This window comes from Propionispira arboris (genome assembly GCF_900109225.1).
Classification (GTDB): domain Bacteria; phylum Bacillota; class Negativicutes; order Selenomonadales; family Selenomonadaceae; genus Propionispira; species Propionispira arboris.
In genome coordinates, this window is the sequence record NZ_FNZK01000015.1 from 28558 (window position 1) to 41840 (window position 13283).

The following is a 13283-nucleotide window of genomic DNA, read 5'->3' on the forward strand; positions in this document are numbered from 1 at the left end:
TTATCAACCTGCTATATGAAACTGCATCCCTGGACGGAGTTTCTCTGAATTCACCTGAATTTTTACATTAAAAGTAATAATATCTTTTTGATCGCGTTCACTCGTCGCACGATATGTTGCATATTCAGACTTTTTGCTAACATCAACAATTGTGCCATTCACGATAAGATTTGCATCCCGACCTTGCATTGAAACTGCCGTGCCAAGTTGGTATTTTGCCAAATCGGTTTCTGGTACTTTCAAATTAATCCAATTGTCATTCGGATCTTGTATACTCACCAAGGGAATTCCTGTCGAAATCATCGCACCCACTTCAACATACTTAGCCGTGATTACACCATCAAATGGTGCTCGGATTTCTGTTTCATCAAGATTGACTTGTGTTTGATCAACAGCAGCAGCAGATTGTTCTATTTTACTGCGCAAAGATTCTTCATCCGCAATATTTTCTTGGTGCTGCATCACATTTGCTTCGGCTTCGGCCACTGAAGCTTCGGCTTCTTGCCTGGCTGCCACAGCTACCTGATATTTCGTCTGATAACTTTTAAACGTTTGTTCCGATACAGCGTTGCCTTCTAATAATTTTGCAAACCGATCATAATCAGATTGTGCTTCATCAAGATTCGCTTCCGCCTTCGCTAATTGAGCCTTGGCTGCATTGACAGTCGAAAGCAAAGTTTGATCTTTAATTTTCGTATTAACGGATGCCTGATTCAGTTGGGCCCGCAACGCTTTTTCACCAGCAACAGCCTGTTTGGACTCGGCTGAAATTTCACGGCTGTCCATACGAGCCAGAACTTGTCCTTTTTTTACAACATCGCCTTCTTTTACCAGCAAATCTACAACACGTCCTGCTATTTTTGAATTTATATCAATTTCTTTGGCTTCAGCACGTCCCCACACTTCTTTCGACTGAGCCGAACTTGTAGCACAACCACTAAAAAAAGCCGACATACCGATCAATAGAATTCCTAAAAGAGCTGGATACTTTTGATACCGAATTACATGAGCTAACATAATTTCCCCCTGCTAAAAACTTGTTGCAAAAACTATTTTGATCGAAGTAAAATAAAAAAGCACAGAAACCAGTCTTTTGCAAATACGATAAACTTTACAAAATTTACAGGCCACTATGCTTGATAACTTTATTTTATTCAAAAATATTCCATGAACAAGAAAATTTTTTAACTTATCGTCTGATGCTTTATTATAGTCAAAATTTATTCATATGTATAATACAAAAAAGAAATCTGATTCATACAAAAAATGTATGAATCAGATTTCTTTGTTTCGCAAGATAGTTTCTATAATGCCATCTTTATACTATAATAAAACAACAATCTAAATTTATAAAAAATGATGAATATATAGAACGCATTAAAGAAATTACATCCAGTCTATCAGTCTGCCAGGAATGGAGTATAGGGCATCGTTTGCTTCCTACGTAACGCCACGGAGCCCTATACCCCATTCCTGACGATTGCCATATAAAATTTTTAATGCCATATATATAGATGGAGCCGCTGATGATTAATTTAAAAAAACTATATTATTTTCTAACTGTAGCTAAAGAAGGACAAATTACCAGTGCGGCAAAAAAACTTTGTATTTCCCAACCACCACTAACCGCACAATTAAAAAAATTTGAAGAAGAACTTGGTGTTCAATTAATAAAAAAAGTTGGACGCAATATAAAACTCACCGAAGCGGGTGAAGCCCTTTATGAAAAAGGTAATCAAATTGTAGAGCTCGTCACAAAAACACAAAAAGAAATCAAAGATATTGACAAAGGCGAGGTCGGAACCTTATCGATTGCCGCCGTTACTGCTTTAGGTGCTACATTCCTGCCCGAACAAATCCTAAATTACAGCCAAAAATATCCTAAAATTTCTTTTCGTATCTATGATGCTGATAACCATATGATTACAAATCTCCTGACAAACGGTGTAATTGAAATCGGCATTGTTTTATGCCCGGTTGATACAACAATCTATGATTCAATTCCCCTGCCAACACAGTTGATGGTCGCTGCCATGCATCCAAAATGGAACCAGCATCCCTCGCAAAACTCCGTTACCTTGAAAGAATTGAGTGATAAACCATTGATTTTACATCGTTCAAGTGAACGCATCCGAGCTTATTATGAAGACAATAATCTAAATCCGAATATCATTTGTCTGCATAATGATATTCGTTCCATGATAGCCTTGAGCAACACCGGACTCGGTATTGCCATCATCCCAAAAACCAGCGCCTTGTTGAATCAAAATAAAAATTTAATCTATAAAGAGGTTTCCGAACCAATACTCCCCTTATATGCCAATATCATTTGGAGCCGCAATCGTTATTTATCAAATATCGCAAAAAACTTTTTAGAAATGCTGCAAAATTCACCAATGCCACTTGCAAGTAAAAAATAAATAGTGTGAAAGAAAAAACAATCCGGATTACTGACCCATAAGCTGATCATAAATATAGCCTTCCCGAACCCCGGAATCACTGTAGATAATCTTTTCACTGCCAAAATATTGCGCTAAAACAGAAGCGATAATGATCCCGGGAATGATCGTATGAATTCGTTCTGGTACCGTTTTCATTAAAATAACAGCTTCTTCCGAAGGCATTGGTTTACTACGGGTAAAACGCCACACAATATCGGCCAAGGTTTCGGTCGGAATTTCGACATTTTTACGATTTATTTGAAAAAGTTGGTTATATAAAATAACGGCCCCTTTAAATGTACCACCAATACCACATATATTGAGATGACTTACATTTTTAAAAGCATCTGCACTCGTAATTATTTGCCTCACTTCCTGCATCATTTGCTCTGCTTCAGTTGGACTCGGCAAAAAATCAACGACATATTTAGTATGCAGGTACAAAGATCCAATCGGTAAACTTATTTTTTTATAAATTTTATGATCAGAATAAGCCACTATTTCCGTACTAGCACCACCAATATCAATCAATAGTCCAGCTGATTCCGTGCTATCATGCGTTGCTCCAATAAAGTCAAGTCTTGCCTCTTCATCCCCGGACAATACCCGCAAAGCAATACCAGTTCGCTGAATGATTTCCTCTACAGCCAATTTACTATTTTTTACATTTCGCAAGGCAGCTGTCGTAAAAGCTGTAATGTCCGTAATCTGAAAACTATCCAGAAAATACTTAAACTCTTGTAATATTTCACAAGTTTTTTCAATTCCTTCTTGCTTCATCATGCCATCTTTGATATAAGCTGCAAGTCCCACTGTATGTTTCTTTTTCATGAGCAACTCTATTTCGCCTGGCCCAATATCATAAACCGCCAATCGAATCGTATTTGAACCTATATCGATCATTGCATGAATCAAAATTGCCGCCTCCTATAAAATTTACATCTTTACATTCATTTTAATCGAAAAATAGACATCCGTAAATTGAAAAATTATAAAAAAGCAGTTGCACTCAGTTCAAAGAATTGAGTGCAACTGCTTTTTTTAAATCAAATTCGGAATTTTTGTGTTTCATTTTGTAAAATTTGTGCAATGGAAGCTAATTCTTCACTCGATGAAGACACTTCTTGCATTGCGGCCGATTGTTCTTCAACCGAAGCAGATACCGTCTGCGATTCAGCAGCTACACTTTGGCTGGCCGCATCAATTTTCTGCGTTGCCGAAACAATACTGCGTTCACTAATGGCAATTTCTTTTATTTTACCTGATATTTCACGAATTTCCAGAGTTACGACATTCATCAAACTTGTTATATTCTTAAATGTATTTCCAGCATTTATAACACGTTCCGCACCGGATTGTACTTCTGTTGTACCACGATTCATAACAGTAACCGCATTTTCCGTTTCATTTTGTACTTCATTGATCAAAGCAGCAATATGTTTCGCCGATTTCTGTGATTCTTCTGCCAGTTTTCTAACCTCATCCGCAACTACAGCAAAACCGCGCCCCATTTCACCAGCTCGAGCAGCTTCAATCGCTGCATTTAACGCAAGTAGATTGGTTTGTTCGGCAATACCTGACATAACACCAATGATCTGCCCAATTTCACGGGAACGTTCACCCAGTTTTTGTACGACTTGAGCCGAATGATTTACTGTGCTTTCAATATGATGCATTTGTTCAACTGCATTTTCAATCTCCACATTACCCTCTGCAGCCGTATTTTCCGCTTTTTCTGTATGTTCGAGCATAACATCGGAGTTTTCGGATACTTCATTGATATTTTTGGAAATTTCTTCAACGATCCCTTTTGTATATTCTACAGATTGCGCCTGATCAGTGCTCGCCATAGCTACGTTATTAATAGAAGAAGCAATTTGAGTACTCACCATTGCTGATTGTTCAGCACTAGACGAGAGTTGTTCCGATGAAGAAGCAACCTGTTCAGCATTCTCTTGAATATTGCGAATTAATTTGTTGAGCGAAGTAATTGTAATATTATAGGAAGCTGCTAATTGCCCAAACTCATCAGACGAAAAAACCACGGCATGATCAGCCAGATTCCCCCCGGCAACCTCTTTGGATATTCGCAATAATTCCTTTACCGAACGCTGAATATTCTTATTGATCAAGTATCCAATTACTAAAATAAACAGAATTCCAAAGAAAAGAACGATCGTTTGAATTACGTCCGTTTTTTTATAAAGCGATTTTGATTCTGCATTCAAAGTATCTGCCTTGTTCACATCCACGTCAACTAAGGCATCAATTTTCCCCTGCATTTCAAGATACGCCTCGCTTAGTTTCCCATTGGCCAAAGTAATGCTTTCCATTTTTTTCCCATCTTGATCTAATTTAAACAATTGTTCATTCAATGTAAAGTACGTTGCCATGTCTTTATGAATCTGATCGACCAGTTGTTGTTGCTCTACCGCATCCACTGGATTATTTTTCCCCAGATATTCAATATTTTTCATATAACGCTCACTGCTTTTATCAATTGCAGTTTTCGCTTCGTCCATCGCCTTTTTTGCTTTGTCACGGTCCGCTTTATCATCTGCATAAATAAATTTATATGTATTGATGCGAATTCGGCCAAATGCTTCATTAATCATATGTGAATCATCCATCATTTTCATCCAGGTATCGGTAATCTCATCCGACTTATGCGCTACAGTTGTGACTGCATACATACCATACACACCTAAAAATAAAGTAACGGCAAAAATACAAGCAAACGATACACGTAATTTTGTTTCAATACTTAAATTATTTAGTTTTTCAAACATATTTGATCCTCCTAACTTTTGATATCACTGCCAAAGTATATAGAACGTATTAAAGATTTTTTATGGCAATTATTGGGTAAGAAACTATAAAAGAGAGCAGCGTTAACGGAAAAATAGAAATACTTTAATGCGTTATATAATTTGATTATGTAATTTTTGGTAATGAAATCATAAATAAATAGTAACAACAATAGAACTATTAGTCAATATTTTTTAAGTATATAGTCCTATAGGTGTATTATTGGAAATTATAGGTAAAAAACGGCAACTGCCTAAATAATAAGCAGCTGCCGTTTATATAGATACTATATTGAGTTAATCTTCAACAACCGTAACATTTTCCATAAGGTCACCTTGTTCGATAAGGTCCATAATATCATACCCATCGATAATTTGACCAAATACAGTATGAACACCATCTAAATGCGGTTGCGGTTCTAAAACTAAGAAAAATTGACTACCACCGGTATCTTTACCACGATGAGCCATCGATAATGCACCACGATTATGTTTGTGCGGATTACCTTCCGTTTCACATTTAATACTATAGCCAGGACCACCCGTACCATTACCACTTGGATCGCCGCCCTGCACAACAAAGTCTGGAATTACGCGATGAAATTTCAAACCATTATAAAACCCTTCCTGAATGAGTTTAACAAAATTAGCTACTGTTCCCGGTGCTTCTTTGTCAAAAAGCTCAATCGTTATTTTACCATTTTTTGTTTCAATAATTGCTTTTTTCATAAACTTAAAAACCTCACTTAAAAAAATACTAATTTTATTATACTATAGATAATCCTATAGAATCAATTTTTCAACAAATCCCATAATTGTTTACCAATCAAAATAGTGGTCATTAAAATAAATAACGGTTTAACATAAGCAACACCTTTCGATAATGCCATTTTTGTGCCAAAATATGCACCTAAAATCATTGCAATCCCCATCGGTATTGCATAGACATAATTGACCAGACCCAAATACATAAATAATAAAGCCGCTGCCAAATTACTGGAAAAATTCAAAGCCCGTGCATTGGCTGCTGAACAGATAAAATCAAAACCAATACATAAAAAAGCAAAGAGGAGAAAAGAACCCGTTCCTGGTCCAAAAAATCCATCATAAAACCCGAATACCAGAGCAATCATTGCACTAAAATACATTTTTTTCTTCGTCATCCCGGCATATGTTGATTTTTCTCCCCAATCTGTACGAAAAAGACTATAAACGGTTACAGCAATCAACATCACAACCACAAGCGGCCGCAAAAAATCAGGTGGAATTTCCCTTACCACGAATACGCCCAGCAAAGAACCAATAAACGATAAAGGAAATAAGTATTTTATAATTTTAAAATCCACTTTACCGGAACGCATAAATGAAATCACACTCGTCAAAGCTCCTAAAAATGCAGCTGCCTTATTCGTTCCTAGTGCCACAACAGGCGGAAGACCTGTAAGCATAATTGCCGGAAGCGAAATCAGACCGCCCCCTCCTACAACCGAATCAATAAATGAAGCTAAAAAACCAGCTCCCATCAAAAAACATATCATCTCTAAACTAATTTCATCCATTTCAGTTCTCCCATCTATACTTACACGATATAATCATAAATACATATGTAAGTATATAATGTTATGAAATGACAGGCAAATTTTTTTAGAATGATTTACTTTTACTGCATACCCCGTCCCGTAAGCGGCACAATCACCTGATAATTATCCGGTTTTCCATTTTCAAAAAATTGCAAAGCCCCTGCTACCGCAACAGCTGAAGTCATTTCGACATACATTCCCTGACGAGCTAAAATGTCCTGTGCATATAAAATAGACTCATCCTCTACTGTTATAACATCACCTTGACTATTTTTTATCGCCAGCAAAATTTCATCCATGCGTTGTGGCTGACCCACTGCAATTCCTTGCGCAATCGTCGGTGTAATTTGATGTTCAGGAAGATTGTGAATTTTTTGGTATAACGGTTTACAATGATCACTCTGTACAGCAATCAATTTTGGCAGGCGGCCAATTTCCTCAAAACCATAATAAAGACCTAATAACATTGTACCGTTTCCGACTGGAACAAATATGTAATTTGGCACTTGTTCATGTAATTGATGATAGATTTCATATGCTAACGATTTTGTTCCCTCAAAAAAAAGTGGATTATACACATGCGAAGCATAATATGCTTTTGTTACCGCCTCAAGTACAGCAGCAGCTGTCTTATCACGCGCACCATCTACCTTGGTAATCGCTGCACCGTAAGCTTTGATTTGTTTTATTTTACCAGGTGAAGTTGACTCTGGAACATAAATAGAAGCTTTTATACCCGCAGCAGCTGCATAAGCGGCCATGGCAGCTCCGGCATTACCAGAAGAATCTTCGACAATTTCACGGATTCCAACATTTTTTAATTGATTTATCATCATAAATGCACCACGGTCTTTAAAAGAGCCCGTTGCATGAAACTGCTCTAGTTTTAAAAAAAGATTCAGTTTATTAATTTTCATTTTCAATAAAGGTGTTTCAACTTCACCTAAAGAAACTGAATTATGTAATATTTCACTTGGATCTTTAAATAACTTAAACAAACCGCCACATTCACATTTATATGACCTCGTATTTATTGGATAATTTTTTTTACATTTTGAACAATAAAAATACATTTTAAGAACCCCCAATTTAGAAATTCAAAAACAAGCAAAATAAAAAAATTTAAACAGATATCTCCTCCTTTGCAAATGCAGACCAAAATCCTCAAGACTTACAGCGAATATATATATAACATAAAATATGTATAATGTTTTAAAGCTTAGTTTTTATTTCTCTTTAAGCCAATTCATTTCCTTTATTTTAATAAAAATTTAAAGTTTAATTTTTTATTTTGTATTATGTATAATTTTTTTCATATTCTATTGACATGTTTCTTATTTAACCATATAATACAAGTACGTCAATAGTCGGATGAAAATAATTTTTCGACTATTGACAAATTATTATTTTTAGAGTATCATATTATATGTTGCTGTAGTAACTAGTGAATCCCATATAACTTATCGGGGCATGGCTCAGTTTGGTAGAGCACCTGGCTTGGGACCAGGGGGTCGCAGGTTCGAATCCTGCTGCTCCGACCATCACGCAAAATCAACTTTCTCGCTTATGGGAAAGTTTTTTTATTTATAAAATATTCTTTAAAGACTTGCCAAAAAACACAAAAAGGTGTATTCTATTAGTCGGGGAACTACTACATATATTATGTAGTAGATGGCAAAGGGTATAGAGGCGGCAAAAGCGAGAGCGGATCGGAAAGCTCTCGCTTTTGTTTTTTTATAGATTAAAACAGTAGGAATGATGATTATATTTATATTTTAACTTTCTTTATTTATAAATCCTTGAATATATGGTAAAATAAATTACAGAATTTTATTATATATTGACTGATAAATACCAATGCTATTTCAAAAGTAATTACATACTTGTATCGTATAAAAGTTAGACAATAACTAAAAGAATTGGAGTCTTGGCTATGACGAACAAAATTTATGCGATTATTGGACCCCATGCTTCAGGAAAAACCCTGTTGATTCAACATTTAAAATTATTGGGTCTTCCTTATATTTTGAGTTATACAACAAGAAAACCAAAAGCAAATGAAAAAAATGGTGAGGATTATCATTTTGTTGATAAAGAAACTTTTTTCAAACTAGATTTAATTGAAAAAGTCACCTATCGAGGCGAATATTATGGGCTCTCCAAACTTGAACTTTTAAAAACCTTGCAAACTTGCAATCGAAGCATTATCTTACTTGAAGCCAACGGATTAAAGCAATTAACCAAACTTTTATCAGAACGCATTGAATCCATTTATATAATGGCTGATTATGTAACACTCGTTGAACGGATGCTGATGATGAAAGAATCAAATGATGATATCAAACATAACTTGGAATATGCTGAAAATAATGGTGAGTTTGAAACTTGGAAAGTCACCACACATGTTGTAAAAAATGTGCTTGATCCGAATATTGCCATCGACCAGATTTTATCATTTATGGGGCTCATGGATCGTAAAAAAATAAATCCATTACAAAACAGCAAAAATTTAAATAGTAAAATTTAAAAAAGGATCTCTATCTCATACTTTAAAATATGAATAGAGATCCTTTTTTGATTATCTTAACGCTTTGGCTTGTTCTTTAAGTTTAGCAATACGTTGCACGGTTGCTGGATGCGTACTAAACAGATTCATTATTTTTTCCGTTGAACCAGCCAGCGGATTAATAATAAACATATGAGATGTTGCTGGCGTAGCCTGACGCATCACAACATTCTTTGCATAATAATCAATCTTTTCAAGAGCACTTGCAAGGGCTAATGGATTTCCACAAATTTTACCACCACTTGCATCCGCTTCATATTCACGCGATCGTGAAATTGCCATTTGAATCAACATAGCAGCCAATGGAGCTACGATGATGGTAAATAATAAGCCCGCCGTACCACCACTATCCTCTTCATCGTTACTGCGTCCCATACCAAAGATAGCCGACCATTGTGCCATTGTAGCAATCCATGAAATGACCCCGGCAATCGATGCTGCCATTGTACTAATTAATGTATCACGATGTTTTATATGGGAAAGTTCATGGGCTACAACGCCAGCCAGCTCATCATATTGTAATGTTTTCATAATCCCGGTAGTAACAGCAACGGCTGCATGGGATGGATTGCGCCCCGTTGCAAAAGCATTTGGAACATCTGTATCTATGATATAAACTTTTGGCATTGGTAAATCCGCATTTGCACATAATTTTTCAACCATATTATAAAGGTCCGGTGCCTGCGTCGGTGTTACTTCACGCGCATCATAAGCTTTCAGCACAATGGAATCACTATACCAATATGTGAAAAAATTCATTCCAAATGATATGAGCAGCATAATCGTTGCTCCATTTTGACCACCAAACGCACCGCCGACTGCAACTAAAATACCCGTAAGCAATGCCATGAGTATCGTTGTTTTTAACATATTCATAGAAAACATCCTCCATTATTTTTATTTAAATTTAAGACATCTTATTTAAAATGGATCTTACTTATAAGATACCATATTTTTAGCGTTTTTTAAATTTTTTACATGTATTTTATTAAAATACCAGCCAATTGATAAAACAATTGTAGTCAATCCACATTCAATATAAGGTGCACCAGATATAAAATAATATCCTATGCCAGGATCGGTAACCATCATTTTGCCTGAAGTCCAGGCAAGTATTCCCGAACCAAAATAAATAATAATTGGAAATTTATTCATAAGCCACAAAAAAAATTGCGCACCACATAAAACGATTGGAATACTAACCATTAAACCACTAAAAATAAGTATCCATTTATCACCGCTGACTGTATTCGCAACACCCGCCAATGATAAAATATTATCCATACTCATAATTAAATCTGCAGCTAAAATTGTTTTTATCGCTACAAGCAATGTGGAGGTCTTTTTTATCTCAACCACAGCCGAACCTCCATGATCTATTAAAAGTTTCATCGCAATATAGAGCAGTGCTAAACCACCAATAAATTGTAAATAAACAATCGAGAGTAAGGTTGCAGCAAAACATGTCAGTACTATACGAATAAAAACCGCACCAAAACAGCCGATAAACATAGCTTTAAATCGTTGTTCTTTTGGTAAGTTTTTACAGGTTAACGCAATTAGAATGGCATTATCACCGCTCATAATAAGATCTAACAAAACAATACTGCCAAAAGCAACAAGCCACTCTGCGGAAAAAATCGTACTAAAAATCATGTCCATGATCTTGTAATTCTCCTTTTATAAACAAAAAACCTTGCCTCAGCCAAATACATGACATGAGACAAGGTCTTACTTACAAATTAATGCCGATCGTACCGGAGTTCTCACCCGTCTTGACGATAATCGATCGTTCAGCTACTCCCCTTGCAGGAATTATACTCTCATACTACCATAAAAATTTTCTAATGTCAAATATAGACAACAAGTTAAATATCTAAATTACGTACATCATGGGAGTGATCTTCAATAAATTTACGACGAGGTTCTACTTTATCGCCCATCAAAATCGTAAAAATACTATCCGCAGCTTCCGCATCATCAAGCTTGACTTGCAAAACAGTACGACCTTCAGGATCCATCGTTGTCTCCCATAGCTGTTCTGGATTCATTTCTCCAAGACCTTTATAACGCTGCACAACAATACCATCACGACCAATCTCATCGAGTTTGGCAGCCATTTCATCATCACTATACGTGTACCAGTGCTGCTTTCCTTTTCGCACTTGGTAAAGAGGTGGCTGTGCGATATAAATACGTCCATTTGTCAAAAGTTCTGGCATATAACGATAAAAGAACGTCAATAACAAAGTACGAATATGAGCACCATCGACATCCGCATCTGTCATGATAATAATCTTACCATAGCGGCTTTTGGTTAAATCAAATTCTTCGCCGATACCATTGCCAAAAGCAGTAATCATCGTACGAATTTCATCATTATTTAAAATTCTATCCAGTCGAGCTTTTTCTACATTGAGTATTTTACCTCTAAGTGGCAAAATAGCCTGGAATCTACGATCACGCCCCTGTTTTGCTGAACCACCGGCGCTGTCCCCTTCGACTAAATAAATTTCAGTCTGCATTGGATCTTTAATCGAGCAATCTGCCAATTTACCAGGCAGCGAACTAACTTCCAAAGCATTTTTACGTCGTGTAAGTTCACGAGCTTTTCTCGCTGCTTCACGCGCTCTAGATGCCATAATTGATTTTTCAATAATTTTTTTCGTAATAGCTGGATTTTCTTCAAAAAATTCAGAAAGACCTTCACTGACAATCGAATCCACAATACCACGAACTTCAGAATTTCCGAGTTTTGTTTTGGTCTGACCTTCAAACTGTGGATTGCGAATTTTCAAGCTGATGATACAACTAATGCCTTCACGAATATCCTCACCCGTTAAATTATCTTCAGACGTTTTCAATATATTTTGCTTACGGGCAAAATCATTTGCGGCACGAGTCAAAGCAATTTTAAAACCAGCTAAATGGGTTCCGCCTTCTTCTGTATTAATATTATTAACAAAACTATAAATATTTTCCGTATAGCTTGTATTATACTGCATTGCTATTTCAACAACGGTCGTATTCTTCGTACCATTAAAATAAATAGGATCCGTATTTATAACTTCTTTATTGCGATTCAAATGGGCCACAAAAGAACGAATTCCACCTTCAAAGTAAAAAATTTCGTTATGCCCATCACGTTCATCTGTCAGAGTAATTGTGATTTGTTGATTTAGAAAAGCTAACTCACGCAAACGATGTTTCAAAATGTCATAATCATACACAACTTCATCAAAAATCTCAACATCCGGCACGAAATGAACTTTTGTTCCATTTTCATCCGTATCACCGACAACTTTGAGTGCACTTGTGGTATATCCCTTGGAAAAACTCATATTATATATTTTTCCATCTCTTTTGACTTCAACTTCAAGTAAAGAACTGAGTGCATTTACAACCGATATCCCTACTCCATGAAGTCCACCAGATACTTTATAACCATCGCCGCCAAATTTACCACCAGCATGCAATACAGTTAATACAACTTCAAGAGCTGGTCTGCCGCTTTCATGCATATCAACCGGAATTCCTCGCCCATTATCAACAACCGTAACACTATTATCTTGATGAATCGTTACTTCTATATGGCTGCAATAACCTGCTAAGGCTTCATCAATACTATTATCGACTACTTCATAAACGAGATGATGAAGTCCGCGGCTGGAAGTACTTCCTATATACATTCCTGGACGTTTACGAACAGCTTCCAGACCCTCTAATATCTGAATCTGCTGCGCACCATAATCACCCTCAACCGCTGAAACTTCAGCACTACCTTCGTCAAGATGAATTTCAACTGTCTCCAAATTTGCATCATCATTCTTATTTTCATCATTCTTACTCATAAAAAACCTCCATATACTCTTTCCCCGCTATAGCAATA

11 protein-coding genes and 1 tRNA gene are annotated in these 13283 nt (G+C 36.2%); 3 read left to right on the plus strand and 9 right to left on the minus strand.

The features are described 5' to 3' along the window. Positions 1–3: 3 nt before the first annotated feature. Positions 4–1017 carry an HlyD family secretion protein gene (locus tag BMY14_RS13955; RefSeq protein WP_091833023.1) on the minus strand — a complete coding sequence of 338 codons (1014 nt, stop codon included), beginning with the start codon at positions 1015–1017 and terminating at the stop codon, positions 4–6. Between the two features lie 509 nt (positions 1018–1526). Between BMY14_RS13955 and BMY14_RS13960 the strand changes: the two genes are divergently transcribed. Beyond that, the gene (locus BMY14_RS13960) at positions 1527–2420 is read left to right on the plus strand and encodes a LysR family transcriptional regulator (protein ID WP_177177607.1); all 894 of its coding nucleotides are present in this window, start codon (positions 1527–1529) and stop codon (positions 2418–2420) included. 27 nt (positions 2421–2447) lie between these two features. Here the strand turns inward: BMY14_RS13960 and BMY14_RS13965 are convergent, their stop codons facing one another. The 5 genes from BMY14_RS13965 to BMY14_RS13985 form a co-directional block, all read right to left on the minus strand. Then, positions 2448–3356, minus strand: coding sequence for a Ppx/GppA phosphatase family protein (locus BMY14_RS13965; RefSeq protein WP_091833029.1), 909 nt, complete (start codon positions 3354–3356; stop codon positions 2448–2450). 131 nt (positions 3357–3487) lie between these two features. Continuing rightward, positions 3488–5230, minus strand: coding sequence for a methyl-accepting chemotaxis protein (locus BMY14_RS13970; protein WP_091833032.1), 1743 nt, complete (start codon positions 5228–5230; stop codon positions 3488–3490). A gap of 315 nt (positions 5231–5545) precedes the next feature. Then, positions 5546–5977 carry a peptidylprolyl isomerase gene (locus tag BMY14_RS13975; RefSeq protein ID WP_091833035.1) on the minus strand — a complete coding sequence of 144 codons (432 nt, stop codon included), beginning with the start codon at positions 5975–5977 and terminating at the stop codon, positions 5546–5548. A 62-nt stretch (positions 5978–6039) separates the two neighbouring features. Then, positions 6040–6807 carry a TSUP family transporter gene (locus BMY14_RS13980; RefSeq protein ID WP_091833038.1) on the minus strand — a complete coding sequence of 256 codons (768 nt, stop codon included), beginning with the start codon at positions 6805–6807 and terminating at the stop codon, positions 6040–6042. 101 nt (positions 6808–6908) lie between these two features. Continuing rightward, positions 6909–7901: a pyridoxal-phosphate dependent enzyme gene (locus BMY14_RS13985; RefSeq protein WP_091833041.1), complete on the minus strand. Its 993-nt coding sequence runs from the start codon at positions 7899–7901 to the stop codon at positions 6909–6911. Between the two features lie 391 nt (positions 7902–8292). Between BMY14_RS13985 and BMY14_RS13990 the strand changes: the two genes are divergently transcribed. Both BMY14_RS13990 and BMY14_RS13995 read left to right on the plus strand, forming a co-directional pair. Then, positions 8293–8369: transfer RNA gene (locus BMY14_RS13990), tRNA-Pro, on the plus strand. Positions 8370–8761: 392 nt separating this feature from the next. Beyond that, positions 8762–9355, plus strand: coding sequence for a nucleoside/nucleotide kinase family protein (locus tag BMY14_RS13995; protein WP_019554986.1), 594 nt, complete (start codon positions 8762–8764; stop codon positions 9353–9355). A 51-nt stretch (positions 9356–9406) separates the two neighbouring features. On the opposite strand, the gene htpX is transcribed toward BMY14_RS13995, so the two are convergent. From htpX to gyrB, 3 genes are all read right to left on the minus strand, one after another. Beyond that, a complete protein-coding gene (htpX, locus tag BMY14_RS14000) occupies positions 9407–10270 on the minus strand; it encodes a zinc metalloprotease HtpX (RefSeq protein ID WP_019554985.1) in 864 nt (287 codons plus the stop codon). A 57-nt stretch (positions 10271–10327) separates the two neighbouring features. Continuing rightward, positions 10328–11056: a TerC family protein gene (locus tag BMY14_RS14005; RefSeq protein WP_091833044.1), complete on the minus strand. Its 729-nt coding sequence runs from the start codon at positions 11054–11056 to the stop codon at positions 10328–10330. A 206-nt stretch (positions 11057–11262) separates the two neighbouring features. Continuing rightward, entirely contained in the window at positions 11263–13245 is a 1983-nt protein-coding gene (gene gyrB, locus BMY14_RS14010; RefSeq protein WP_091833047.1) for a DNA topoisomerase (ATP-hydrolyzing) subunit B, read from the minus strand. Between the last annotated feature and the right edge of the window lie 38 nt (positions 13246–13283).